The sequence below is a fragment of the Pseudalkalibacillus salsuginis genome (assembly GCF_021646685.1).
Classification (GTDB): Bacteria; Bacillota; Bacilli; order Bacillales; family Fictibacillaceae; genus Pseudalkalibacillus; species Pseudalkalibacillus salsuginis.
In genome coordinates this window covers 1-25967 of sequence record NZ_JAKJHW010000014.1, presented here as the reverse complement: position 1 = coordinate 25967, position 25967 = coordinate 1, and the positions used below count along the sequence as shown (strand labels likewise).

Below are 25967 nucleotides of genomic sequence, written 5' to 3'. Positions count from 1 at the left end.
ACAATCCTATCTCTCTTGATCAATCCAGTTTATATGATCTTGATTGGTTGATTTTATGCCTCGTAATAATGTTGTTTCTTTTTGTGTATGGTCATATATCCCTTTTCGGTCAAGGTTTTCTATTATAGTGATATCGACCGTATAATCATTCCAGGGAGCACCGATCTTTTGTAATTGTTCTGAATTTTTATTTTGGTATAATTCAGAGCCATTATAGAACATGTTTTCTACTGTTTCTTTGATTTTCGAACGATCAGAACCTGGAGTAACTTGTATATTAAGAAGGACATACTTGTCATTTTTCGAAACGGATACATTTTCGACCCGCTTGTCTTCTCGTTTAGCGATATGGGACACCTTATTGATCAAGGGCAGACTCGTCACTTCTTCACCCATATTAGTTTTCTTAAGGAACTCTCCTTCTCGTCGCTCTTTTGGATCAGGCGGTTGGAGAATAAAGCTGATTGAAACCACAAGAAGGAGAATGCACACGGAAATACTTAGCGCCGGTTTCATGATCCATTCATACTTCTCTGAGAATGATGTTTTCTGTTGTTCACGTATGCGTTTCATGACGTTTTGTTTTTTCTCTTCAGAAAACTGTTTCTTTTGATAAACTGCCTTTTCCATGATTTTATCAAGATCTTTCAGCTTATCTTCCACCAGCTTCTTCCCCTTTCTCTAATTGTGTCCGTAGTAATTTTCGTGCCTGGAACAAACGGGACTTTATTGTGGAAGTCTTGATATGAAGCATCTCACTTATTTCATTTAGTGACATTTCTTCCTGATAATATAAAATGATCAGCTCTCGATATTTAAGGGCCAGCTGAAGAACCGACTCGGCCAGCTGGTTGAGTTCATCTTCTACAATCAAACGGAGTTCAGGGGATTGATCACTACTTTCCTGTTTGAAAAAGGTGAACGGGTTGGCAAACCAGACATTCCGATATGACCAGCTTTTTAAATGATCTTTACATCGATTCACTGTAATTTTATAAAGCCAGTTCTTCAAAGATCCTTCACCGCGAAAGGTTTCAAGTTTCGAATAACATGTTATGAATACTTCTTGTACGATATCCTCCGCTTTTCCCCAGTCTTTTACATATGTATAAGCGACACGGGTCAACCGGTCACCGAAATACTCGACGACCTCCTCCATGATTTCTTCTTTATATAAACGTAAGCTTTCCAAACTGAACGTCTGCTTTTCCTGCAGCACCTTCCGAAAGTTCTCCATTACCGATCCTCTCCCCATATTGACCTTTCGTTATATAGACGACTGAATATTTGATCGGTTGATATTTTTTTAACATTTTTACATTTAAATGTAATTAGAGTTTAGCATACTGCTTATGGCCTAACACAGAAATTCGGCAAGAAAAGCGCGAACGCCCTGAGGCAGCAGGCATGAGCGAGGAGGCTTGAGTCCGTAGAAAAGATGTGAATTTCGATAATATCACAATGATAAAAAGTTGCTGCAAAAGCAGCAACTCTCTGGTTTGGCTATCATTCCGTTTCTTTGATGAATTCAGGCTTATCGATCCCAAGGGATTCATAAATGGTACCAACCGCTCCCTTGAATTCTGACAAGACGATCTCTGAGACCCCTTTTGTCTTATCGAGAGCTTCTTCTATATCTTCGTTATCCAGTTGCTCACTCCGAGCTTCAAATCGATCAGCAAAATCGTTGAGTGATTCTTTCAGATCGTTACTGTATGCTTCAAGTTCAGACGGTATTTCTAAGTTTCTTAACTCCTCCGCCAACTTCTCACTCGATTGTGAAGCTTCATTTTTCAAAGCTTGTACATCCTCGTTATTTAAATCCTCTGCTTTCTGTTCTGCCGATTTTGTGAATTTTTTGAAGTCGTCATCATATTTTTCGATTAATGTATCCACTTTATTTTGAAAATCCTCTAATGACGATTTTACTTTTCCATCGGCGATTTGACTTCCGTTATTCGCTTCCTTATTCGACGTGCTGTTTCCTTCCTCACTTGAGCATGCAGTTAAAATGATTGCTGTAATCAAACAATTGAAGAGAAGGATCCAGAATTTTTTACGTCTCATTTTTTTCACCTCCTATCCTGACTCTATAGATTGATTCCTTAATACTGTCATTTTAAAACAAAAATTTCTAAACCACTTTCCATATAGAAAACCACCTATCAATGATAGATGGTTTGAATGGTATATTATTCGAGTTCAGTTTTGAATTTAGGTGATAGCAAATCAAGATTTTCGAATGGTTTACTGAATTTCTCTTCAAAACTCGCAAACAATTCATCCGCTTCTGCTTGTGCGTCTTCTGCCGCTTCAAGAGATACGGTTTCTGCACGTTTTTCATAAGACTTTGCTGCATCCTCTAATGCAGATTGAAGATCTTCCTCGTATTGTGAAAGTTCACTAGGAATCTCCATTCCTCGGAGGGCTTCAGCAGCTTTCGGACCAGCTTCTTTAGCAGCATCCAATGCCGATTGAGCTTCTTCTTTAGAAGGTTTTTCTTCCTCAGCGACTTCAGAGTCGTTCATTTGGGCTTTAATCGCCTCAAATTCTGCAAATGGTTTATGATTTTCTTTTAACACATCGGTAACTTCAAGTTGGAAATCCAATAGCGTAGACTTCAGTTCAGTCTTATCAACCTTTTTTTCACTTTCATCTTTCGTCCCTGTTGCTGAGTCGTCATTTCCACAAGCTGCAGCAAACACGAGCAAAAAGAGCATTGAAAAAGCTAAAAGTTTTTTCATCATTTTATCCCCCTTATATGTTTACAAAACATAGTTTAACGAAAATGGAATTGATTGTAAAAGGTTAATTAATTCAAAATAGTCAAAATTCTTTCCTTTTGGATGCTTCATCACATAAACCTCTTCAATCGCTTTTTCCTATATTTACCGCATTTATGTATGTATAAAAAAAGAGCCCCTATTCATACTAACCGTAAGTGGTAAATACCTCCACTTATTCGAAGTAGAATAGAGGTGAATTGAAATGGCACGAAACAACAATCAACAACTAGTGGTACCAGGTGCACAAGGAGCAATCAACGCAATGAAAACTGAAATCGCTTCTGAATTTGGTGTACAACTTGGACCAGACACTAGCTCTCGCCAAAACGGTTCTGTTGGGGGAGAAATCACTAAGCGTCTTGTTCAACAAGCGCAAGCACAATTAGGCGGCGGACGTTAATCCCATGTCTATCTTGCTAGTGCCTCTTCTTGGTAAAAGGGTCAATCCTGAATAAGGTGACCCTTTTAATTTGGTCTTTATGACCTTATGTGTGTTCCTTCAGGCGCAGAATCTGAACGAAAAAAGCGACTATGATTGTAAGGATCACTATAGTACCGGCCATTATATCTTTATGCTGATAAAGGTAGACCACATTACGAAAGAAAAGATCACCATTTTGAACCACATGAAGAGAGCCCTCATAACCATATACCTCATATATGATCAGATACCAACTGATATTTAAGGGAATAAAAATGATATAAGCAAGTAAACCAAGCAATAATGACCGTTTAATCGTATTTCCCATTTAAAACTTCACCTTTTTCACAGATTTTCTATATCGTAACATTTAAAGATAAAGAAAAGCGCAAGCGCCCTGGTTAACCACGGAGGTCACTGGAAGTCCGACGAGGAGGCTGTCGCCGCCGCAGGAGGTCTGAAGTGATCCAAGTGGTTGGGCGGTGGAGCTAGACATTAAGAAAAGCGTAAACGCCCTGGTTAGCCACGAAGGTCACTGGAAGTCCGACGAGGAGGCTGTCGCCGCCGCAGGAGGTCTGAAGTGATCCAAGTGGTTGGGCGGTGGAGCTAGACATCACTTCACCGCAACCAAAATTTTCATACTTTATAAGCCGTAAAAATAAACGCCTTCTGTGAGGAAGACGTTCCGATTTGTATGGTTTTTTCACTTTGGATATATAGCTAAACTACTACTTCATGATGCTGGAAATAGGTCGAAAGCTTTTGTTCCACATGTGCATGATATCCGTCTGTTGATATACCCAGCCTACTTAAAAGCTTGTAGGCGTGAACCCAGGCACTCATCTCTACAGTAACCCGGTAGGACCAATCATTCAGCCAGCTATCATGATCCAGTTCCCCATTTTTATAATCAATCAAATGGCCGATTTCATGGGCAAGTGCGTACGCGTTTTCCAAAGTGGCGGATAGCGGAACAGTAATCGTCATATTAGGGTTGAAGCTGATTTTCTTGTCCCCGCCGAACACAACCTTACAATCCATTTTCTCAGCGACTTCTACCAATTTCATGAAAACATCGTTTGTTACCAATTACCCTACACCCCTATAAATAATCTAATAAGTATATTTTTACATTATACCAGAAATCGATATGGCCTATTCAAACCAATTTAAAGATTCCCTAACCGGAAGTGGGCATGGTAGGCTCTAGAGCTCTTAAATAACAAAAAGCATGTCATTTCTTAATGAAATGACATGCTTTTATTGGGATATCTACAAAAAACTACAATTTTCGTAAAAACTCTCTACCTGCTACATAAATTTACATAATTTTAACAGTTTCCCTATATTCAAATAAAATACACTCCTTATAGTGAAATTTGTGTGGTTAATAAGTATTCAACCTCTTAAATTTCGTCTGAGAGATTGAATAAAATATTAAAGGAGAAAATAAAGTATCTAAAAATTAATCATTTAAAAATTTGCAGTAGAAAAGGAGAAACACAAAAGGTATGAAATTTATGAAAAAAAAATCAATAACAATACTTATAACGCTAACTATGGCATCTTCTGTGCTTCCTGTTCAGGCCGCCAGTCAATATTCTGATATCGAGCGGAGCTTGGCGAAAAATGAAATTCAAACTGGGATTGATAATGGCTCAATCAAAGGATATCCTCACGGTTCTCGTGCAGAAGTAGTAGTTACATCAAATAATGCTTTTAAAAAAGATAAGCTTTCAAAACCTTCAAAGCCACAAGGGACTACTGAAGAAGTAAATATAGATGCTCCTGAAGTTGAGAAACCTTTACCAACAGTGGATAATGGTGGAAATGCTAATGATTCTATCTTAAAAAATATAGCTGCGACTAATCCTTTTATTAATATTTTAGATGGTTTTGATCAAATATGGTCTATGAATCAACCAGATTGGAGAGACGGAACAGCGTTAACTAAACCAGGTGCAAATAGTGAGGTTGCAAAATATGGTGATGGACCTACCGTTTATTTTGATGGATATAAAAATGATAAGACAAAAGTAGTAGCAGATAAGAAGACATATGCTAACGAAGAAATCAGAGATGCAGAGACTTGGGCAGCTAATATAAAATATGTAGAAGACGTTACTAAAAACAGAACAGATGAAGAGGCGTTAGCGGCCTATTATGATGATCAAAGAGATAAGATATATAGTATGATGGAAGCTTATGGGCCTTTGGCTAATACCTACGTAGATATCGTTAACCCGATCACAAGTGTTGTAAGATCAACAGAGGACATGAATAAAGTATTGGAAGAAACGACTGTTGAAGACCAAAGCCAAGGAATGGGACAATGGAAGGGCTCTGAACTATCAGATGCGATGGATTTAGTTCATTTAATTAGATTTAGGAATCCTTCTTCGTCAAACCCTTCTAAGTACTTTTTCTCTTCTCCAAGACCGTACAGAATGAATTCAAATGGAGAAGTGAAAGAAGTTGTTGATAAGAACGGTTTACCTGTTTGGGAAACAATCGGCAGTGGGGAAAGTACAGTAGAAGAATTACCTTCAGGTGGTAAAAAAGAAACGGGAGAAAGACATTACCAACAATATGAAACGAATGTGGAAGTAATTCCTGCATTAGAATATGTAAAAAGAAAAGCGGAAGACGGAAGAGGCAAAGACGGAGCTTTTCCAAGCGGTCATACAAGTGCATCTTATTTGTCAACATTCGGATTTGCATACGCAACACCGGAAAGATATGCTGAATTTTTAACAAGAGCAGCTCAAATGGGAGAAAATAGAATAGTGAGTGGAATGCACTCTCCACTTGATGTTATAGGAGCAAGAATACAATCTACAGCAATGACTGCCTTTGCATACAATCTTCCAGAAAACAAAGAGGTATTGGATAAGGCTTACGAAAATGCTGGAGAAGTATTCGGTGAATTAGCTGAATCAAAAGAAATGAGCTTGTACGAATATGCACATACGGTAACAGAGGCTTATAAGTTTGAAAGTGCGTACGATGAAAAAAAGTGGGAAGATCATGAAGCAAATAAAGCTTTCTATCGGGAAAAACTTACTTACGGATTACCTCAAACAGGAACAAAAGGTTTAGACCCTGTAGTACCTAAAGGGGCAGAAGTTTTATTGGAAACTCGTCAGCCTTATTTGACAGATAAACAACGTAGAGAAGTATTGTATACCACAGAAATTGAATCAGGCTACCCTGTAATAGACGAGTCAAATGGTTGGGGAAGACTTGATTTGGTAACAGCATCTGATGGATATGGTGCGTTTTTAAGTAATGTAACAGTGGATATGGATGCTTCAAAAGGTAGATTCAATGCCCATGATTGGTGGAGAAATGATATTACTGGCAGTGGTATGCTTACCAAGCAAGGGACAGGAACGCTTACATTGACAGGAAATAATAGTTATTCGGGAGGCACATTGCTACAAGGAGGAACGTTAGAAGCTACTTCTACGACTGCTTTTGGTGAAGGCGATCTTTATGTAGAAAATGGTGCAGTTTTAGTTAATGTAGATGGACCTTTAAATTTAAATGGCAATTTAACAATGGAAGCTGGAAACCTAGATATTGCAATGGATAATGACAACAGTCAACTAAATGTTGATGGACTGTTATACCTTGATGGTGGTGACCTGAATTTGGATCTTTCTAATTATGAAATAGAAAAGGCTACAAACATTACTTTAATGACTGCCGACAAGGTGAAAGGTAAATTCGATAATGTAACTGCTGATGGTTACAGGGTAACTATCACTTACAGAAATAATAGTGTCGTTGCACATATCAAAGCAAAATAATAGCAAATGGTAATTCGAAAATCTAAACTGTCGACTTTTGTCGGCAGTTTTTTTCGTGCGCCCGGCATGGCTAAAGAACAAGTGCAATAACAAAGGCAATATTATGTATCCAACTGCTTTTAATAGCTTGTTTTTTCTCCGAAGGTACCAAAAAAGAAAATGGTTTATTATGACGAAGAACAAACTCGGCACTTACAGATAAACGTTGATATAGCAGTATTATAATGGCGGCCCCGGCAGGAATCGAACCTGCGACGCACGGTTTAGGAAACCGACGCTCTATCCACTGAGCTACGGGGCCATTTAATCCGGACCGTACTCTCCATTATAACTCAAAATCGTCCTTGCGTAAATGACTGAACGCAAATTTCAATGTTCACTTATGAAGAGCACATCCAAGACATATAAATAATTATATACCTATTAGGACCCTTTCGCATCGGTTAGGATGAATTGTTAAATTTTACACACAAATGTTTGATGGAATCTATACCGAAAAGTGAATTGCCTCATATTATATAAGGAAAGCTGGTAACCGCTGGGTATAATGGCTTGTTGATTTTACCAGATCTTTTCCTCATGCTATTCATTTCCATGAGTTTAACCGATATTAAAGGTAAAGATAGGTGTAAAATCGAATTATAATTATAGCGCGTATACTAGTCATTCTCGAGAGGGGTTGGATCCTTGAACAAGATCTATATCTTGGACACAAATGTTATTTTACATGACCCTGCTTCAATCTTTAAGTATGCAGGTAATGATGTGGTCATCCCAGCTGTAGTGGTTGAAGAAATTGATTCAAAAAAACGGCTGCAAGATGAGGTGGGCCGGAATGCTCGGGAGTTCGGCCGGCAGTATAAGACGTTACGTGAGAAATATAAAGACCGTTTACATGAGCCTTTCCCGCTTGATCACGGCGGGACACTCGTCATCGAATTGAATCATCGCTCTTTTGAAAACATCAAGAGCATTTTCAATGAGGATTCGAATGACAATCGGATTCTTGCAGTGGCGGTCAACATTGCGATTGAACAGCCTGAACGCGATATTGTTTTAGTTTCTAATGATATCCTGCTGATTGCAAAGGCGGACGCGTTGAAGAAGTCACACAACACGCCTAACTTCATGGCGCAATTATATGAAAATGACCGTCTCGTTGAGAGCTCCCTCACGATTCATAAAGGTTATCACGAACTTCAGGTGCCCCCTGAATTCATCAATACCTTTCATGCTAACCATGAACTTCCCCTTGAGCAGTTGTCTGAATACCTTCAAAGTGAAGTGAACCCACAAGACTTCTTATTGTTGAAAAGTAATGCTGGAACAAACCAATCCGCTGTAGGACGGGTCCTCAAAAAAACGAACCGATTGGTTTGCCGACCTTTTTATTTCACGGATGATGATTCTTTCATCTGGGGTTTACGTCCTAAGAATGTCGAACAAAGGATGTTTCTGGAATTACTGCTAGACCCGAAGGTGGAAATGGTTTGTGCAATCGGTAGGGCTGGTACAGGAAAGACTTTGCTTGCACTGGCAGCTGCTCTTCATGAAACGCAGGACATGAAACATTACTCCAGAATTACAGTTGCACGACCAATCGTACCAATGGGCAAAGATATCGGGTATCTACCTGGAGAAAAGGATGAAAAGCTCCGGCCATGGATGCAGCCGATCTTTGATAACCTTGAGCAGCTTTTCAACATCGATCCGGATTCCAATAAGAAAAATGATAAAAATGGCGGCATACCGAAGATCGAGAAAGAAATCGAACAACTGAACCTGGAAGTTGAAGCATTGACGTATATCAGAGGGCGCAGCATTCCGAATCAGTTCATCATCATAGATGAGGCACAGAACCTGACGAAACATGAAGTAAAGACGATTGTCAGCCGTGTCGGTAAAGGGACCAAGATCGTCCTGGTTGGTGACCCGGACCAAATCGACCATCCTTACCTGGATTCGGTAAATAACGGGCTTACCTATACGATTGAAAGGCTGAAATGCGAAGAAGAAATCGGGATTATCCGTCTTTCAAGGACAGAACGATCGAACCTGGCTGAAAAAGCAGCCCGATATTTATAATTTAACGGGGCTCTAAAGTGCCTGATCAACCTCATTCTCAAGGGGATCATATACCAGAAGCTTACATGGCATATTACCCATTCAATGAGGAATCGGGCACTCTTTTCGAGTCTGCTTTTTATTTTTGATCCTGTCGATATAGGATGGTATATGCTACAATTGTATTTGTCTATTTCGTACATAGGAGGCACTTTTATGGATAAGACTCCCTTCATCGCAGTGGAAGGTCCTATCGGTGTCGGTAAAACATCTTTAGCCAAAGCGATCAGTGAGGAATATGATTACCATCTTCTTAAAGAAATTGTTGAAGAGAATCCATTTCTCGGTAAGTTTTACGATGATATCGAAGAGTGGAGCTTTCAGACAGAAATGTTCTTTCTCTGCAACAGATTCAAGCAGCTTGAAGATATTGAACGGTTCTATTTAAAGCATGGAAAACCGGTCGTATCCGATTATCATATTTTCAAAAATCGTATATTTGCAATGCGTACGCTGAAAGAGGTCCATTTTCAAAAGTACATGCAGATTTTCGAGATCATCACCAAGGATATGCCTGCACCGAATATGGTGATTTATATAAAAGCAAGCTTGGAAACTTTGTTGAAGCGTATTTCACTTAGAGGGAGAGACATAGAGAAGAATATTAGCCCTGATTATTTGAAGCGATTATCTTCTGATTATGAAATCTTCATGTACCAGTTCCAAAAGCTTCATCCTGACATTCCCGTATTGACAATCGACGGGGACAAAACCGACTTTGTCCAGAACCAAGACCAGCTTTCCGAAATTTTGAAGATGGTTGAAGAGACTTTTCATAAGAAAGAAGTGAAGCAATGAACGCCCTCGAGAAATACAAGATTCCTAAAAACGCCGTCATAACTGTCGCCGGTACCGTCGGGGTCGGTAAATCAACGATGACGAACGCGATTGCTGACAGCCTCGGCTTTGAAACATCGATGGAAAAAGTAGATACCAATCCTTACTTGGACAAGTTCTATCAAGATTTCGAACGTTGGAGTTTCCATTTGCAAATCTATTTCCTAGCAGAACGATTTAAAGAACAAAAAAGAATGTATGAAAAAGGCGGGGGATTCGTCCAGGATCGCTCCATTTATGAGGATACAGGGATATTCGCCAAGATGCACCATGAAAAAGGCACGATGACGAACATTGATTATGAAACGTACACCAGCCTCTTCGAAGCGATGGTGATGACCCCTTACTTCCCTCATCCTGATGTATTGATCTATATCGAAGGAAGCCTGCAGGACATCATCGACCGCATCAAACTGCGCGGACGTCCGATGGAACAGCAGACACCGATTGCTTATTGGGAAGAAATGCATGAGCGCTATGAAAATTGGATCAACAGTTTTACAACTTGCCCGGTATTGAAGGTGAATATCAACGATTACGATTTGTTGAAAAACCCTTCATCCGTCGAACCGATTTTGAAACACATTGGTAAAACGATCAACGGAAACAAGAATCTGCAGCATATATAAGGAAAAGCGAAAACGCCCTGGTTAACCACGAAGGTCACTGGAAGTCCGACGAGGAGGCTCGAACCAAACAAAGTTCGGTTCTGCGTGGGTAAACCCTTCAATCTAAATCAATGTGTTGCCGCCGCAGGAGGACTGAAGTGATCCAAGTGGATGGGCGTTGAAGCTGGACATTTCTTCACCGTATCCAAAATTTTTATACTTTCTGACCCTTTAAAAAAGCAAGAAAAGCTGGTTCCTTAACGGGATCAGCTTTTCGCATATGGTTTATTTCCTCAGTTGTTCCAATTGTTCAAAAAATGCAGGATAAGAAACGTGGACAGCTTCACTGTTTTGGATTACTGTCTCTCCGTCTGCTAGACAGGATGCAATCGCAAGCATCATTCCGATCCGATGGTCACCATGGCTATCTACAGTGGTACCAACCAGGTCCGCTTTTCCATGAATGATCATCCCATCTTCTGTTGCTTCGATTTGGGCACCGAGCTTTTTCAATTCATTCACGACCGTATCGATCCGATTCGTCTCTTTCACCTTCAGCTCGGCTGCATCCTTGATTACAGTTGTTCCTTTAGCTTGCGTAGCTGCAAGTGCAATGATTGGAATCTCATCGATCAATCGCGGAATCAAATCACCGCTGATTTCAATCCCTTCCAATGAAGATGTCTTGATATGGACATCTGCAAAAGGTTCACTGGTTTCCGTTTGTTGATTGGTAACGGTTACTTCTGCACCCATCTCTTTTAATACATCGACGATTCCAGTTCTCGTCGGGTTGATCCCTACCTTTTCAATGGTAAGGTCACTATTCGGTACAATTGCACCAGCTACCAGGTAAAAAGCTGCTGAGGAGATATCACCAGGCACTTCGATGTGTGTCGCAGTGAGTGACTGGCCTCCTTTTAAAGAGACTGTCAAGTCGTTAACAACCACCTCACATCCGAAAGCCCTCAGCATACGCTCAGTATGGTCCCTGGAATGATGAGGTTCAGTCAATGTCGTCGTCCCATCCGCCTGTAATCCAGCCAGTAACACGGCAGATTTTACCTGGGCACTGCCGACAGGTGACACATAATCGATCGCCTTCAAGCTCCCACCACGAATGCTGATCGGTGTATAATTCCCCGTATCACGTCCATCAATCTTCGTACCCATTTCCCGTAATGGCCCAGTCACCCGGTTCATCGGCCTTTTCGCTATGGAATCATCCCCGATCACACAAGAATGGAACGGTGTATTGGCTAAAACCCCTAACAATAGTCTGCAGGTCGTACCTGAATTCCCAACATCCAATATGTCTTTTGGTTCTCGAAGCCCCTCGATTCCATTGCCATTGATCACTACATGATCATTTTCCTGCCGGATCTCTACCCCTAATTTACGAAAACAATCAATAGTGCTCAGACAATCCTCACCAGGTAAAAATCCATCCACCATTGTCTTTCCATGAGCGATAGAGCCGAACATGACAGCTCGATGGGAAATCGATTTATCGCCGGGTACCCGGATGGTTCCTGTCAAACCTGTTTGCACTAACCTGCTTAACGTCTTCATCTGCACCCTCCTACATCGTCGTATACGTTTGGTATTGATGCTGCTCTAAACAGACCTTTGCCTGTTGCCGGTCTTCTTCTGAATGGAAGCTTAGCCTCAGCACGCCGAATACATCTTCTCTTGCTTCAATGATACGGATGTTCGTGATACTTATTTTTGCTTCGGCTAAAATCGTCGTCACATCCGATATGACCCCGACATGATCTGCTACGTCTATATAAAGATCGTGAAAAGCAAGGATTGCTCCTTTCGAACCTGTTGGCATCGAATCCCGATATTTTTTCGCACTTACGAAATAATCATAGATCTCCTCACTATTGCCACGGGCTACTAATCTTTTCACACCTTCCATTTCCTTTTCCCACTCATCGAGTAAAGATAAAAGGATATGACGATTGTGTCGTACGATGTCACGCCACATCGATGGGCTGCTCGAAGCAATTCTCGTTATATCCCGAAATCCGCCTGCGGCTAGCCTGGTCACATGCTCGTTCCTATGGGCATGACTTTTCACCTGCCTGACGAGGCTCGCCGCCATCACATGTGGAAAATGGCTGATGATCCCGGTGACCAGATCATGCTCCTCCGGCTCCATGATTTGAAAATTCGCCTTCGTTCCCTTCAACCAGTCTTTCAAAGCATCAACCTGCTCTTCTGGTGTTTTTGGAAAGATTGTCAGGACATAGAAAGCATTTTCGAAAAGATGAAGCTTAGCGCTGCCGACCCCGGATTTATGTGAGCCCGCCATCGGATGACCACCGATGAAGGTGACACCTTTATCATTTAATTGTTCTGCTTTGTTTACGATATGAACTTTTGTACTACCTACATCCGTTATGATGACATTTTGTTTAAACTGATAGTCCTTGAAATTATCAAGCAGCTTGATCGTTTCTTCGACTGGAGCTGCAAGGATAATCAGGTCCGCTTGTTCGGCTTCACTTTGAAGGTCTGATGTATGATCGTCAATAACTTCAAGGCTTTTTGCAAGCTTACAATTTTCTTCATTAGGGTCGTAGCCGATGACTCGAACATCGTGCTCTTTTTTGATTGCAAGCGCGAGCGATCCTCCAATCAGTCCGACCCCAATGAGTAAAACACGTCTCTCCACTGTCTTGGTCTCCTTATGATGTTAGTTTAATACTCGATGTCTCATTCTCCATGAACTCTTTCAATAACTTGATCAGACCCTCGTTATCTTCTTTTTTACCTATTGTAATGCGGACCCCGTCTTTGATAGGACGGACGATATAACCTCTCTGTATCAGAAATTGGAAGAGCTCCTCTGGATTTTTGCCTGGTTCGATATAGATAAAATTTCCTTGAGATGGATAGTAAGGAACTTTAAATTCATTACAAAAGGTATAGAACTGCTGGAGCCCTTCAAAATTCCGCTCTGAACAGTTCCTGACAAACGCTTCATCGGACAGAGCCGCTTGTGCAGCAATCTGTGCGAATCTTGATGTATTGAATGGCAACCTGCCAATATCAAGTTTACTCATAAGCTCTTCATGTCCAATCGCATAGCCGATACGGAAAGCAGCCAATCCATAACCCTTAGAGAATGTCCGTAAAACAAGCAGATTGTCATATTCATCGATAAGTTCCATTGAATCCGGATAATCACTCGCAGTGACGTATTCATAATAGGCTTCATCCAGAACGACGATCGTATCGTTTGGAATGGCTTCCAAAAAACTTCTAATCTCCGTTTCATTCACATACGTTCCAGTCGGGTTATTCGGGTTACAGATCCAGACAAGACTTGTTTGTTCGTCGACGGCTTGTTGCATGCCCTCTAGATCATGTCGCCCATCCTTTAAGGGAATGTCACGGATTTCCGTATTTTCGATTACAGCATGATGCCTGAACTGGGGAAACGTGAAGGAAGCCATGACTACATTCGTTTCCGGCGATAACAGCGAACGACTGATCATTTGGATCATCTCATCCAAACCGCTGCTGAAAAGAAGCTGATTTTCACTTACCCTAAGATGGTTTGCCACCTTCCCCCGCAAATCTTCAGCCCGACTGTCCGGATAACGGGCATAATTGGAGACCGCTTGTAAGGCTTGTTGGACTTTTTCTGAACACCCGAATGGATTCTCATTCGATGCCAGGTTCACGATTTCTGTAAGGCCGAGTTCCTTTTTCACATTATCAATGGATTTACCAGGTTCATAAGCCTTTAGAGACAACATCTGCTTTTTTACTTTCATTGGATCTCCTCCTATGCTCGTATTTGATCATCTAAAACAATTTCGCTTGACTTTGATGACGCTTCATATTCTCCTTGATCTTCTCCATCTGGTCATTACCGAATTGGCTGACGATCGCATCAGCCAGTTCCCAAGCGACAACCGCTTCTGCTACCACGCTTGCTGCAGGAACGGCACAACTGTCAGACCGCTCGATGCTTGCTTTGAATGCTTCCTTCGTATCGATATCCACACTTTGTAGCGGTTTATACAACGTCGGGATCGGTTTCATCACCCCGCGTACGACAACAGGCATTCCAGTTGTCATCCCGCCTTCAAATCCCCCGGCATTATTCGTACCTCTCGTATATCCTTCCGCTTCGTTCCACAATATCTCGTCATGGACCTGGCTTCCGGGTTTTTCCGCAGCTTCAAAACCGATGCCGATTTCAACACCTTTAAAGGCGTTGATACTCATGATAGCACTTGCTAGCTTCGCATCCAGTTTACGGTCATAATGGACATAGCTTCCGACACCAATCGGCATGCCTTCTGCTATCACTTCTACAATCCCACCGATGGAATCTCCGTTTTCTTTTGCTTCGTCAATCGCCCGCATCATTTTTTCTCCTGCGTCTGGGTCTAGGCAGCGGACAGGAGATTCTTCTGTAATCTGCTGCATTTCTTCAATGGACTCATATGTGACCCGGCTTGCTTTGACTCCTCCGATTTCCACTACGTGGCCAGCAATTTTAATTCCTAAATCTGCAAGGATCCGTTTCGCCACCGCCCCTGCTGCAACCCTGACGGTTGTTTCTCTTGCTGAAGAACGTTCCAGTACGTTCCTTATATCCCGGTGCCCATATTTGATTGCACCATTCAGATCAGCATGGCCCGGACGGGGTCTTGAAATCTGACGCTTCACTTCTTCATCATCTTCAAGTGGATCCGCACCCATGATCTTTTTCCAATGTTGGAAATCACGGTTCTCCACAGTAAGCGTGATGGGAGAGCCTAGTGTATATCCTTGGCGGACTCCACTTAGGATGTTCGCCTGGTCCCGCTCGATCTGCATTCGTCTCCCTCTGCCATATCCTTTTTGTCTTCTAGCTAAATCATTGTTTATATCTTCTTTCACCAAAGATAGGCCTGATGGGACTCCTTCGATGATGGTTGTCAATTGAGGTCCATGAGATTCACCAGCTGTCAGGTATCTCATACCATCCACCCCTTTCTAAAAATTAATAAAACGCCCTGGTTAACCACAAAGGTCACTGGAAGTCCGGCGAGGAGGCTCGAACCAAACAAAGTTCGGTTCTGCGTGAGCAATCACTTCGAACTAAATCAGTGTATCGACCGCCGCAGGAGGACTGAAGTGATCCGAGTGGTTGGGCGGTGGAGCTAGCATTCTTCACCGTAACCAAAATTTTTATACCTTTCTTAGCCGTAAAAAAAACGCCCCTGCTTTTTACAGCAGGGACGATTGAAGTCGCGGTACCACCCTTATTACGGAATTATTCCGTCACTCATTCGGTTAACGGCATTACCGTCTTTTTCAATCAAAATGATGAATGATCAAAAAAGAAGCTCAAGGGTGTAATTCATGTTCATCTTTGTACTGATTCGCACCAACCATCAGCTCTCTTATACAGGGAGATCAACACTACTTGTATCCTGTCATTGCGTTTGAATATTTAAGTTATATTAAGTTTTAACATGGGATGCGAACTTTGTAAAGCCCAAATTTTCATAACATTTTTTTGGATACGCTTACATTATTGATATAATCACTTTCGCGGTTTAAAGCGTAAAATTTTTAAAAAATTTCCTATTGACATAACTATATTCTTTCCTTTAAAGTCGTAAACAATATTCGAAATCCGAAAAATCAAAAGGAGTGGAGAAATGGTGTCGAATGAATTAGAGGTACTGCGTACAGAAATTGAAGATGTCAACATGAAGATTTTAGAGCTTCTCAATCAACGAGGAGAAATCGTACAGAAGATCGGTAAAGTTAAAGAAGCTCAGGGCATTAATCGTTTTGACCCGGTACGTGAGCGTCAGCTTCTAAACTTAGTTTCAGAAAACAACAAAGGACCATTTGAAACATCCACACTTCAACATATTTTCAAGACCATTTTCAAAGCGAGCTTAGAACTGCAGAAGGAAGATAACCGAAAAGCATTGCTTGTGTCAAGGAAAAGGAAACCTGAAAATACAGTCATCAATGTAAAGGGTGAAATGATCGGTGATGGAAGGGCCCATTTCGTGGCTGGACCATGTGCAGTAGAAAGTTATGAACAAGTCCGCCAGGTAGCAAAAGCGATGAAGGATCAAGGACTGACCCTGTTACGAGGCGGTGCATTCAAACCACGGACTTCCCCATATGATTTCCAGGGTCTGGGCTTTGAAGGCCTGAAAATTTTACGTCAAGTCGCTAATGAATTCAACCTGGCTGTCGTCAGTGAAATTATGAACCCGAATGACCTTGAACAGGCTTCGGATTATGTCGACGTAATCCAAATCGGTGCCCGGAATATGCAAAACTTCGACTTATTGAAGGCTGCCGGTTCTGTCAAGAAGCCGGTTCTATTGAAACGTGGTATGTCTGCAACGATTGAAGAGTTCATGTACGCAGCTGAGTACATCATCTCTACAGGGAATGACCAGGTCATCCTTTGTGAAAGAGGCATCCGAACTTACGAGCGAGCAACTCGAAATACACTCGATATATCGGCTGTACCGATTTTGAAAAAGGAGACGCATTTACCAGTCATGGTAGACGTCACGCATTCGACAGGAAGGAAGGACCTGTTGCTACCAGCAGCTCAAGCTGCGTTGGCAATCGGAACAGATGGTATCATGGCCGAGGTACATCCCGATCCAGCAGTCGCCCTTTCGGATTCCGCGCAACAGATGGATATCCCTGAATTCATCGAATTCATGCATAAATTAAAAGCAACCCAGCCAGTCCAGGCTTAAACCTTTTAAAAACCAGTACTGAAAATTATTTTCAGCACTGGTTTTTTTGTGTTTAGAGGGATGATCCAAATGGTATTTGCGTCCCCTTTTAGATTGGCTGCCTTTAAAGACATAAAAAAATTCGCTACTTGTAATAAGTAACGAATTTTAAAATTCACATACAATCTCCGTTGTATTATGCGCTGTGATTTTTAATTAATGGAGGAGGTAGAGGGATTCGAACCCCCGCGGGCTGTTACACCCCTGGCGGTTTTCAAGACCGCTCCCTTCAGCCAGACTTGGGTATACCTCCGCACTGACAAAAACCATTATAGCATCGCAAAAAACGATAAGTCAACCATTAATTCGACACTTTTTAAGAAAGGCGGTTAATTTGCCGCCTTCCCCTATTTTTAAAATTATTCTGTTATCTTATTGTTGATTTTTGAGAAATTCATTCCCTTTCTGCTGGCGATCCGCAAGCCTCCTCGCTCACTTGTACAGGATGTGCTGGCTTCGATGGGTTCACCATAGGACGTGGTGGTTTTGTTAGTCAAGATCCTTAAATTGCTATGGAGTCCCGCCTGGCTCGCTGTAACCGCAGGAGTGTCTCGAATTTCGGTTAGTTCAACATTAAAATCTAACAAAGCTTTTTATCTGGAGATGACCGTTTTATTTCCCATATATGGGCGTAGAACTTCAGGAATTTCGACAGAACCATCTTCCTGTTGATAATTTTCTAAAATGGCAGCCACCGTACGTCCAATCGCTAGACCAGACCCATTCAATGTATGGACATATTCTGGTTTCGCCTTCGGTTCACGACGGAATCGTATGTTTGCACGACGTGCCTGGAAATCTTCAAAATTACTGCAAGAAGAAATTTCACGATATGTTTCATAACTTGGAATCCAAACTTCGATATCATATTTCTTCGCTGCTGTGAAGCCCAGGTCACCCGTGCACATACTCATCACACGGTATGGAAGCTTTAAGAGCTGCAACACCTTTCCAGCATGTCCTGTCAAGGTTTCTAGCCGTTCGTAAGAATCTTCCGGTTTTACAAAATGGACAAGCTCGACCTTGTTGAACTGGTGATGACGGATCAATCCCCGTGTATCGCGTCCTGCAGATCCCGCTTCAGAACGGAAACATGCACTGAATGCCACATAGGCCTTCGGGAGATCTTCCAGGGACAAAATTTCATCACGGTGTAAATTCGTCACAGGTACCTCCGCAGTCGGGATCAAGAAGTAATCCTCTTCACGGATTTTGAATGCATCCTCTTCAAACTTAGGAAGTTGTCCAGTACCCGTCATGCTGTCACGGTTTACAAGGTATGGTGGCAGAATTTCAGTGTAGCCATGCTTGTCTTCATGCAAGTCCATCATGAAATTGATCAATGCACGTTCCAGGCGGGCACCAAGGCCTTTATAAAAGGCGAAACGGCTTCCTGTCACTTTAGCTGCTCTCTCAAAGTCTACAATGTCCAAATCAACGGCGACATCCCAGTGAGGTTTCGGTTCAAAATCAAACTTTCTGATATCGCCCCAATCACGATCGACGACATTATCCTCTTCATCCACCCCTATAGGAGCAGATGGATGAGGAATGTTCGGGAGAGTAAGCATGATGCTTTGGAGTTTTTCTTCAACTTGACGGAGCTCGTCATCAAATGCCTTGATTTTTTCCCCTACCTCACGCATTTCCTTGATCAGTTGATCAACATCCTTTTTTTCACGTTTGAATTCAGCAACCATTTTGGATACATGGTTCCGTTCACTTTTCAGCTGTTCCGTTTTGTTGATCAGTTCACGGCGTTTTTCGTCAAGCTCCTGGAACTGATCCAAACCGGAAATGTCTTCCCCACGGGTAGAAAGCTTTTCCTTTACCTCATCAAAATTTTCACGGACAAATCTCAAATCCAACATGTATATTCCTCCCTTGATTTATTGGCTCTTTTATTCTCAGTTGGCGATTTTAGTAACAAGAAGTACAAGGCATATTGAGAATCAAAAAAACGAATAACGCCGTAATCCGCCGTTTATCACCATCTTTGGACAAATAAGAAACGACCACTGCCTTAATTCGCCACGTCCTGTGACAACAGCAGTACTAGCACCTTCTGTACGTCGGATATTCGAAGTTTATCATTTGTCCAAGAATAGAAAAACTCCCGTCCCTCTTATAAGAAGGGACGAGAGTTAACCCGCGTTGCCACCCTAGTTGTATCACCAAAAAGATGATACCACTCTAGTAAAATAACGGTTACGGACCGAAAATACATACTAAAGCATTCGCTTGTTCAGTATTTTACTCTAGGATGGATTCACAAGTTTCCTTTGGCCGATTCTCACCAACCATCGACTCTCTTCACAAAGAAGACCTGCTACTGTTCCTGTCAACATTCGTTCTGAAAATGTGTTAGTAGTAATTTACACTATTTTAAAATGTTATGCAAATGTTTTTTTCGATTCTTCAACCATTCCTACAAAATAGCCATGCATTCGATGATCATCTGTCAATTCAGGATGGAAGGCACAGCATAGGAATCTTCCCTGGCGAGCAGCAACAATCCTGTCTTGGAAAGTAGCCAACTCTTCCACACCTGGACCAACAGAATCAATGTAAGGTGCACGGATGAAGACGCCGATATAGTCTCCTTCTCCTTCAAGGCCTTTGACGGTTAAAGGAACCTCGAAGCTTTCACGTTGACGGCCAAATCCATTTCGGTGAACCTTCATGTCCATCACTTCCAGATGTCCTTGCTCTTGACCGATTATCTCCCTGGCCATCAAAATCAGTCCTGCACAAGTCCCGAAGACTGGTTTTCCAGTTTTCGCAAAATCCTGTAAAGGCTTGAACATTTCATATTTATCGATCAATCGACGCATTGTCGTGCTTTCCCCACCAGGCACAACGAGGCCGTCAATATCCTCTAGATCCTCTATTCGTTTGATGATCTTTACATTTGCTCCACTCGCTTCAAGGGCCCGTGCATGTTCCCGAATCGCTCCTTGAAGGGCAAGAATACCTACTGTGACCATTCTTGATGTCTCCTTTGCGTTTCCTTACCATCCACGGTCTTGCATACGTTCTGATGGTTGTAGAGAAGAAATCTCGACACCTTTCATTGCCGTTCCAAGACCTTTAGATAATTTAGCGATCAAGTCATAATCTTGATAATGCGTTGTCGCTTCAACAATCGCACGAGCAAACTTCTCAGGATTGTCTGATTTGAAGATTCCCGATCCTACAAATACGCCATCAGCACCAAGCTCCATCATCAACGCTGCGTCTGCTGGAGATGCAACTCCACCTGCTGCAAAGTTAACGACAGGAAGTCTTCCCTCTCTCTTGATTTGAAGAAGGATTTCATATGGTGCACCAAGGTTTTTCGCTTCTGTCATAAGCTCATCTTCACTCATGCCGACAACCTTCTTAACTTGAGATTGAATAAGACGCATATGGCGGACTGCTTCCACAATATTCCCTGTACCTGGTTCACCTTTTGTACGAAGCATTGATGCCCCTTCACCAATACGACGTGTCGCTTCGCCTAGATCACGCGCACCACATACGAAAGGTACAGTGAAGTCACGCTTGTTCAAATGGAAAACTTCATCTGCAGGTGTTAAAACTTCACTCTCATCGATATAGTCCGCACCTAGTGCTTCAAGTATACGTGCTTCGACGATATGGCCGATACGTGCTTTCGCCATTACGGGAATAGAGACTGCATTGATGACTTCTTCGACAATTGTCGGGTCCGCCATACGAGCAACTCCTCCTGCTGCACGGATGTCCGCAGGGACACGTTCTAGAGCCATTACAGCAACCGCACCTGCTTCTTCAGCGATTTTTGCCTGTTCGGCATTGACAACGTCCATGATGACGCCGCCCTTCTGCATTTCTGCCATTCCACGTTTTACACGATCAGTACCTGTTTGTACCATGTATGATTCCCCCATTCAATAGGTGTGTTTTGATGTATTCCAATTATACTTAAATCCTACACTATTGTATCACTTTTCCTCACTGATGCCTATCCAGATACTACGTTATTCTACCTTATATGGCTGGTAATGTTTGTGTATCTGGAAGAACTGTCCCAGCTCTGTGGAAGCGTCACGATATATCCCTTAGATAAACTTATTCTTCAAAAAACATCCACTCGTTATACAAAAGGAACTGACCCTGAGAGTCAGCCCCTTCTTATGAATTTCGTTTAAAACAGACCTTTGATTCCATCAACGACATTTGACCAGATATCACCAAAGAATCCACCAATACCACGCATCATCAACACAAACCAGTTTGCTTTTTCGACATCTGCTTGTGCGACGATCGGAACACCAGCTTTTTTACTAGCTGCTTCATCTATATAACCATAGTCATCTTCACCAGAATATTCGAGTGAAAGAGTCCCGACCTGGTCCCCTTTCTTAATGGGTGCAGTCAATTGGCCTTTGTTATTCAACGCTTTTTTATCCCACGTCACTTTGGGTGAATATTTTTCTTCATCTCCATTGGCTAGGACAATCGAAAGTGCGTCAGTCGACTTCACTGCCACTTCTTTTTGTTTCCCTTTGACAACAGGTAATGTAGCCTTGTCCTTGACTTCATAATTCGCTTTTATAACGTCTTGCTTCTTGAAATTATTGAATCCGTAATCTAACAGTTTCCTGGATTCTTCAAATCGTGCATTGTATGAATCAGCTTTCATGATTACTGAAATGATGCGCATTCCATTTCGTTGTGCTGTCCCAGTAAAGGAATAACCTGCAAGGTCAGTAGATCCAGTCTTTAATCCGTCTACCCCTTCATACCCAAGTCCATAACCTTGTGGATTGCCTGGGATCATCCAATTCCAGTTGATCATACGGTTTGCATCCTCTGTACCTTCTCTGAAGGTTTTTTCAGGTATTTTCGCCGTATCAAGAACTTCTGGATAGTCCTTCAATAAATGGTATGCCAGTTTGGCAGTATCACGAGCTGACATCATGTTCATGTCATTCGCGTTCCCTACTGGGTGATTCCCTTTCAGATCACTATTATTCAATCCGGTACTGTTGTAGAATTCATATTTTTCCAGGCCAAGTTCTTTCGCTTTATCATTCATCATTTTGACGAAGTTCGCTTCAGAACCGGCAATCGTTTCGGCAATAGCCATCGTCGCACCGTTTGCAGAATAAATGGCAGCTGCCTCAAATAGTTCTCTAATCGTGTAATCTGGATCTGCATCTTTTCTAAGCCAAACATTCGAAAGACTTGAATCTTGTGCAACTTTATGTACACGATCACTTATTTTAACTGGGGTATCCCAACTGATTTTTCCTTCTTCAACGGCTTCGAAAATCAAATATTCCGTCATCATTTTCGTCATGCTTGCTGGCGGCAGTAATAAATCAGCATTTTTTTCAAACAGAATCTTTCCTGTTTCGGCATCAACTAAAATCGCTGATTCAGCCTCCAATTGCAAGTCAGGAGCAGCATAACCTGTATTTGCTGTTGATGTTAAAAATCCCGTGACTACAAGTAACATGGCCAACGCAATGATGACTGTACGTTTCATTCGGTTTATCAACCTTTTTGCACCTCCAACCCTAAATACAACAAAGGTTATTGTACCATAACAACTTTCAAAAAAATAGACAGTGGATGACCCACTGCCTGAAAATAATCGAAAATAGTAAAATTATCGCATCTTTTATAACAATTGTGTGACAAACGGCTTACCTGTCCGTTTTAAACAGAATAGTTCGGCGCTTCTTTTGTGATTTGAACATCATGCGGATGGCTCTCACGAAGACCTGCGTTCGTGATGCGAGTGAACATTGCATTTTCGCGGAGCTCATCAATAGAAGACGTACCACAATAGCCCATTCCGGAACGCAACCCTCCTACAAGCTGGTGAATTGTATCTGTTAACGGCCCTTTATAAGGAACTCGTCCTTCAATTCCTTCAGGTACAAGCTTTTGATTATTTTCTTGGAAATAACGATCGCGGCTTCCTCTTTCCATCGCACCGATTGATCCCATACCACGATACACTTTAAACTGGCGTCCTTGATAAATTTCACGTTCTCCTGGACTTTCATCGACCCCTGCAAGAAGACTGCCCAGCATGACAGCGTGTCCCCCTGCAGCGAGGGCTTTGACAAGGTCCCCTGAGAACTTGATACCACCGTCTGCTATGATCGGTACGCCATGTTTTCTTGCTTCTGTTGCACACTCATATATGGCGGTGATCTGCGGAACGCCGACACCAGCAACAACACGAGTTGTACAGATTGATCCAGGTCCGATACCGACTTTTACCACATCAGCACCAGCTTCGATCAAATCACGTGTCCCCTCTGCAGTCGCAACATTTCCTGCTATGATCGTAACATCCGGATAGGCATCTTTTATTTCCTTCACCTTATGAAGAACACCTTCAGAGTGACCATGTGCTGTGTCGATGACAAGCACATCGACTCCAGCCTCGACTAGTTTTTTCACACGCATCATGGCATCTGCGGTCACCCCGACTGCAGCTCCTGCAAGAAGCCTTCCGTGCTGATCTTTGGCGGAATTCGGGAATTCGATCACTTTTTCAATGTCCTTGATCGTGATCAGACCCTTTAGCACACCTTCATCATCAACGAGTGGGAGCTTTTCAATTCGATGCTCTTGAAGAATTTCCTCTGCTTCTTTTAAAGTCGTTCCCACAGGTGCTGTTACGAGATTTTCATGGGTCATCACTTCATTGATCCTAATCGAGTAGTCCTGGATGAAACGCATATCACGGTTCGTGATGATACCCACCAGTTTGCGATCTTCGTCTACAATCGGAACACCGGAAATTCGATATTTGCCCATCAAGTGTTCAGCATCAAAAACTTGGCGATCGGGAGTGAGATAAAATGGATTCGTAATGACACCGGACTCTGAACGTTTTACACGATCGACATGTTCCGCCTGTTCTTCAATAGACATGTTCTTATGAATAATTCCAACCCCGCCTTGCCTTGCCATAGCAATAGCCATTTTTGACTCTGTCACTGTGTCCATCCCTGCACTGATGATTGGTACGTTCAATTTCACGTTTTGAGAAAGCTGCGTTTTTACTGAAACGTCTCTTGGCAGTACAGATGATTTTGCAGGAACAAGCAATACATCATCAAACGTTAGTCCTTCTCGTGCAAATTTTTCTTCCCACATTCGTCCCACTCTCCTTAGTCGATTTAAATATTATTTGTAGATTAACAATGGGGTAAACTACTGTCAAGAAAGCAGTAATAAGTTCGACTTTTCATAAAATTTGCGCTATATGGATGTGAACTCATGGAGATGTCATTGAATGAATGGAAAAGCTACGATCAGTTTTTAAGTGCCTCATCCACACAGCGATACCTAAAGGGGTGCTACCAACAATTGGAAACCACTTTAACGAGTGATGAACTTAGCTACCGGAATTGCTATAGTTTCATCTATTATTTAACACATGGCAAAAGATATTTCGATTTATGTAAAAACTCACCGCTAGAACTGCAGCCTGTCCTTCTCTACTATGGGATGATTCAATTGATCAAATGCTGTCTGCTGACAGTGGACCCTTTTTACCCCGAATCCACAGCTTTGTTAGCCCATGGGGTCACCACCAGAAAACGGAAAAAGATGAATTATTTATTTTTACAAGATGAAATCAAAGTTCAAAAAAATGGATTATATCCATATTTATGCAAACAACTCTTTCATTTGGAAGCTTATGAGGGAGATAAATTTCAAATGCAGGACCTTCTTGGCCATGTACCGGAAATGAATGATTTGTTTCAACAAATCAATGGGTATTCACCCTTACTGCCAGTTGGTGTGACTTCCTGTGGTTCACTATCAGTTCCTGACCAAATTTTGGATCATCTGCATATGACCGATAGCCGATTTATCCAGTTCATAAAACAACAATTTACAGATTCTAAGGTTACATATACAGAATCAAATTTTGTCATCGAAAATGGGAAAAATGCACGGAAAAATCCATTGATCAAAAAAAATCTTTACGGTGATTCCTTCCTTCCGACAGCGAGGGAGGGTTTTATATCATTGAACGAAGTCATGGTCCATTATCTATTGCTTTATAACTTAAGCATGATCTGCCGGTACGAAACAGAGTGGTGGGGAGACTTGTTTCATACTTACTCCAGCAATGATTTTCCTTTCATATCAAGGTTTTTATCCGTCTCTCGAGTAAAAGTTCCATTGATGTTGATGGAGTATTTAGAGACGAAAGGGCATTCAAGTTAAGAAACTGAACAGAATGCAGATCGCGGCGAATGTATTGACGGGACACAATATCCTCTGCCAGGTGTTTGTTGTCCCCGTTTTGATTAATCTTGCTGGAATTGAACGGATTCGCGCCGTTAATCAAAGATTATTGCCTATTTTGGGCAATCACCGATAAATTTCGAATTGCACCGTTATATTTTAGATGTGCACCGTTATATTTCAAAATCACACCGATAAATGTTGAATCCGCACCGATATATTTCATACGCTGCAGGCTTCTCTCCTTCAACGTTGCTTGATGTCCTTGCGGACATCGATTGAAACACAAAAAAGAGCAGTCTCTCGACTACTCTTGTGGTGCCCGGCGACGTCCTACT

General features: G+C 42.0%; 22 protein-coding genes, 2 tRNA genes and 2 other annotated features. Of the genes, 7 read left to right on the top strand and 17 right to left on the bottom strand.

The window, feature by feature from the left end; genetic code table 11:
* Nucleotides 1-6: 6 nt before the first annotated feature.
* The 4 genes from L1611_RS19905 to L1611_RS19890 form a co-directional block, all read right to left on the bottom strand.
* Entirely contained in the window at nt 7-663 is a 657-nt protein-coding gene (locus L1611_RS19905) for a helix-turn-helix domain-containing protein (RefSeq protein ID WP_236315419.1), read from the bottom strand.
* Nucleotides 653-1237 carry a sigma-70 family RNA polymerase sigma factor gene (locus L1611_RS19900; RefSeq protein WP_236315418.1) on the bottom strand — a complete coding sequence of 195 codons (585 nt, stop codon included), beginning with the start codon at nt 1235-1237 and terminating at the stop codon, nt 653-655. Before L1611_RS19900 ends, L1611_RS19905 begins: the two co-directional genes overlap by 11 nt.
* Nucleotides 1238-1506: 269 nt before the next feature.
* Complete coding sequence (locus tag L1611_RS19895; protein WP_236315417.1) at nt 1507-2067, bottom strand: hypothetical protein; 561 nt, start codon at nt 2065-2067, stop codon at nt 1507-1509.
* Nucleotides 2068-2192: 125 nt separating this feature from the next.
* Entirely contained in the window at nt 2193-2744 is a 552-nt protein-coding gene (locus L1611_RS19890) for a hypothetical protein (RefSeq protein WP_236315416.1), read from the bottom strand.
* Between the two features lie 244 nt (nt 2745-2988).
* On the opposite strand from L1611_RS19890, the gene L1611_RS19885 reads away from it, so the two are divergent.
* A complete protein-coding gene (locus L1611_RS19885; protein ID WP_225067508.1) occupies nt 2989-3186 on the top strand; it encodes an alpha/beta-type small acid-soluble spore protein in 198 nt (65 codons plus the stop codon).
* A gap of 85 nt (nt 3187-3271) precedes the next feature.
* Here the strand turns inward: L1611_RS19885 and L1611_RS19880 are convergent, their stop codons facing one another.
* Both L1611_RS19880 and L1611_RS19875 read right to left on the bottom strand, forming a co-directional pair.
* The gene (locus L1611_RS19880; RefSeq protein WP_236315415.1) at nt 3272-3535 is read right to left on the bottom strand and encodes a hypothetical protein; all 264 of its coding nucleotides are present in this window, start codon (nt 3533-3535) and stop codon (nt 3272-3274) included.
* Between the two features lie 392 nt (nt 3536-3927).
* On the bottom strand, nt 3928-4296 hold the full coding sequence (locus L1611_RS19875; RefSeq protein WP_236315414.1) for a hypothetical protein: 369 nt from the start codon (nt 4294-4296) through the stop codon (nt 3928-3930).
* A gap of 422 nt (nt 4297-4718) precedes the next feature.
* On the opposite strand from L1611_RS19875, the gene L1611_RS19870 reads away from it, so the two are divergent.
* Complete coding sequence (locus L1611_RS19870) at nt 4719-7019, top strand: phosphatase PAP2 family protein (RefSeq protein ID WP_236315413.1); 2301 nt, start codon at nt 4719-4721, stop codon at nt 7017-7019.
* A 225-nt stretch (nt 7020-7244) separates the two neighbouring features.
* Here L1611_RS19870 and L1611_RS19865 read toward each other — a convergent pair.
* A tRNA-Arg gene (locus L1611_RS19865) sits at nt 7245-7320 on the bottom strand.
* A 386-nt stretch (nt 7321-7706) separates the two neighbouring features.
* On the opposite strand from L1611_RS19865, the gene L1611_RS19860 reads away from it, so the two are divergent.
* From L1611_RS19860 to L1611_RS19850, 3 genes are all read left to right on the top strand, one after another.
* Complete coding sequence (locus L1611_RS19860) at nt 7707-9104, top strand: PhoH family protein (RefSeq protein WP_236315412.1); 1398 nt, start codon at nt 7707-7709, stop codon at nt 9102-9104.
* 195 nt (nt 9105-9299) lie between these two features.
* The gene (locus L1611_RS19855) at nt 9300-9941 is read left to right on the top strand and encodes a deoxynucleoside kinase (RefSeq protein WP_236315411.1); all 642 of its coding nucleotides are present in this window, start codon (nt 9300-9302) and stop codon (nt 9939-9941) included.
* Nucleotides 9938-10609: a deoxynucleoside kinase gene (locus tag L1611_RS19850; protein ID WP_236315410.1), complete on the top strand. Its 672-nt coding sequence runs from the start codon at nt 9938-9940 to the stop codon at nt 10607-10609. The genes L1611_RS19855 and L1611_RS19850 overlap by 4 nt, the downstream gene beginning before the upstream one ends.
* Before the next feature lie 264 nt (nt 10610-10873).
* On the opposite strand, the gene aroA is transcribed toward L1611_RS19850, so the two are convergent.
* The 4 genes from aroA to aroC are packed head-to-tail and all read right to left on the bottom strand — an operon-like array spanning nt 10874 to nt 15577.
* Nucleotides 10874-12160 (bottom strand): 3-phosphoshikimate 1-carboxyvinyltransferase, encoded by a 1287-nt coding sequence (gene aroA / locus L1611_RS19845; RefSeq protein ID WP_265738531.1) that lies wholly within the window; start codon nt 12158-12160, stop codon nt 10874-10876.
* Nucleotides 12161-12170: 10 nt separating this feature from the next.
* Entirely contained in the window at nt 12171-13271 is a 1101-nt protein-coding gene (locus L1611_RS19840) for a prephenate dehydrogenase (protein WP_236315408.1), read from the bottom strand.
* Nucleotides 13272-13284: 13 nt separating this feature from the next.
* Nucleotides 13285-14379, bottom strand: a complete 1095-nt coding sequence (gene hisC, locus L1611_RS19835; RefSeq protein ID WP_236315407.1) for a histidinol-phosphate transaminase — start codon at nt 14377-14379, stop codon at nt 13285-13287.
* Between the two features lie 31 nt (nt 14380-14410).
* Nucleotides 14411-15577: a chorismate synthase gene (gene aroC / locus L1611_RS19830; protein ID WP_236315406.1), complete on the bottom strand. Its 1167-nt coding sequence runs from the start codon at nt 15575-15577 to the stop codon at nt 14411-14413.
* A 253-nt stretch (nt 15578-15830) separates the two neighbouring features.
* Nucleotides 15831-16048 (bottom strand) — a binding site (T-box leader).
* 215 nt (nt 16049-16263) lie between these two features.
* Here aroC and L1611_RS19825 point away from each other — a divergent pair.
* A complete protein-coding gene (locus L1611_RS19825) occupies nt 16264-17340 on the top strand; it encodes a bifunctional 3-deoxy-7-phosphoheptulonate synthase/chorismate mutase (protein WP_236315405.1) in 1077 nt (358 codons plus the stop codon).
* Between the two features lie 199 nt (nt 17341-17539).
* Here the strand turns inward: L1611_RS19825 and L1611_RS19820 are convergent.
* The 6 genes from L1611_RS19820 to guaB all read right to left on the bottom strand — a co-directional run bounded on the left by L1611_RS19820 (nt 17540) and on the right by guaB (nt 24525).
* A tRNA-Ser gene (locus L1611_RS19820) sits at nt 17540-17632 on the bottom strand.
* 340 nt (nt 17633-17972) lie between these two features.
* Nucleotides 17973-19250, bottom strand: a complete 1278-nt coding sequence (gene serS / locus L1611_RS19815) for a serine--tRNA ligase (RefSeq protein WP_236315404.1) — start codon at nt 19248-19250, stop codon at nt 17973-17975.
* A 259-nt stretch (nt 19251-19509) separates the two neighbouring features.
* Nucleotides 19510-19733: a binding site (T-box leader), on the bottom strand.
* Between the two features lie 39 nt (nt 19734-19772).
* Nucleotides 19773-20366 (bottom strand): pyridoxal 5'-phosphate synthase glutaminase subunit PdxT, encoded by a 594-nt coding sequence (pdxT, locus tag L1611_RS19810; RefSeq protein WP_236315403.1) that lies wholly within the window; start codon nt 20364-20366, stop codon nt 19773-19775.
* A gap of 24 nt (nt 20367-20390) precedes the next feature.
* Entirely contained in the window at nt 20391-21275 is an 885-nt protein-coding gene (gene pdxS / locus L1611_RS19805; RefSeq protein WP_225067496.1) for a pyridoxal 5'-phosphate synthase lyase subunit PdxS, read from the bottom strand.
* A gap of 272 nt (nt 21276-21547) precedes the next feature.
* Nucleotides 21548-22894: a D-alanyl-D-alanine carboxypeptidase family protein gene (locus L1611_RS19800; RefSeq protein WP_236315402.1), complete on the bottom strand. Its 1347-nt coding sequence runs from the start codon at nt 22892-22894 to the stop codon at nt 21548-21550.
* A 173-nt stretch (nt 22895-23067) separates the two neighbouring features.
* A complete protein-coding gene (guaB, locus tag L1611_RS19795) occupies nt 23068-24525 on the bottom strand; it encodes an IMP dehydrogenase (RefSeq protein ID WP_236315401.1) in 1458 nt (485 codons plus the stop codon).
* Between the two features lie 123 nt (nt 24526-24648).
* On the opposite strand from guaB, the gene L1611_RS19790 reads away from it, so the two are divergent.
* Nucleotides 24649-25608 (top strand): YaaC family protein, encoded by a 960-nt coding sequence (locus L1611_RS19790; protein ID WP_236315400.1) that lies wholly within the window; start codon nt 24649-24651, stop codon nt 25606-25608.
* Nucleotides 25609-25967: the final 359 nt, after the last annotated feature.

What these genes read in the sequence shown, in the direction of transcription:
- serS (WP_236315404.1), bottom strand. Translation starts at nt 19,250, where the DNA reads ATGTTGGATTTGAGATTTGTCCGTGAAAATTTTGATGAGGTAAAGGAA.
- L1611_RS19855 (WP_236315411.1), top strand. Translation starts at nt 9,300, where the DNA reads ATGGATAAGACTCCCTTCATCGCAGTGGAAGGTCCTATCGGTGTCGGT.
- L1611_RS19800 (WP_236315402.1), bottom strand. Translation starts at nt 22,894, where the DNA reads ATGAAACGTACAGTCATCATTGCGTTGGCCATGTTACTTGTAGTCACG.
- L1611_RS19880 (WP_236315415.1), bottom strand. Translation starts at nt 3,535, where the DNA reads ATGGGAAATACGATTAAACGGTCATTATTGCTTGGTTTACTTGCTTAT.
- L1611_RS19890 (WP_236315416.1), bottom strand. Translation starts at nt 2,744, where the DNA reads ATGAAAAAACTTTTAGCTTTTTCAATGCTCTTTTTGCTCGTGTTTGCT.
- hisC (WP_236315407.1), bottom strand. Translation starts at nt 14,379, where the DNA reads ATGAAAGTAAAAAAGCAGATGTTGTCTCTAAAGGCTTATGAACCTGGT.
- L1611_RS19790 (WP_236315400.1), top strand. Translation starts at nt 24,649, where the DNA reads ATGGAGATGTCATTGAATGAATGGAAAAGCTACGATCAGTTTTTAAGT.
- pdxS (WP_225067496.1), bottom strand. Translation starts at nt 21,275, where the DNA reads ATGGTACAAACAGGTACTGATCGTGTAAAACGTGGAATGGCAGAAATG.
- aroA (WP_265738531.1), bottom strand. Translation starts at nt 12,160, where the DNA reads ATGAAGACGTTAAGCAGGTTAGTGCAAACAGGTTTGACAGGAACCATC.
- L1611_RS19900 (WP_236315418.1), bottom strand. Translation starts at nt 1,237, where the DNA reads ATGGAGAACTTTCGGAAGGTGCTGCAGGAAAAGCAGACGTTCAGTTTG.
- guaB (WP_236315401.1), bottom strand. Translation starts at nt 24,525, where the DNA reads ATGTGGGAAGAAAAATTTGCACGAGAAGGACTAACGTTTGATGATGTA.
- aroC (WP_236315406.1), bottom strand. Translation starts at nt 15,577, where the DNA reads ATGAGATACCTGACAGCTGGTGAATCTCATGGACCTCAATTGACAACC.
- L1611_RS19850 (WP_236315410.1), top strand. Translation starts at nt 9,938, where the DNA reads ATGAACGCCCTCGAGAAATACAAGATTCCTAAAAACGCCGTCATAACT.
- pdxT (WP_236315403.1), bottom strand. Translation starts at nt 20,366, where the DNA reads ATGGTCACAGTAGGTATTCTTGCCCTTCAAGGAGCGATTCGGGAACAT.
- L1611_RS19825 (WP_236315405.1), top strand. Translation starts at nt 16,264, where the DNA reads ATGGTGTCGAATGAATTAGAGGTACTGCGTACAGAAATTGAAGATGTC.
- L1611_RS19870 (WP_236315413.1), top strand. Translation starts at nt 4,719, where the DNA reads ATGAAATTTATGAAAAAAAAATCAATAACAATACTTATAACGCTAACT.
- L1611_RS19895 (WP_236315417.1), bottom strand. Translation starts at nt 2,067, where the DNA reads ATGAGACGTAAAAAATTCTGGATCCTTCTCTTCAATTGTTTGATTACA.
- L1611_RS19885 (WP_225067508.1), top strand. Translation starts at nt 2,989, where the DNA reads ATGGCACGAAACAACAATCAACAACTAGTGGTACCAGGTGCACAAGGA.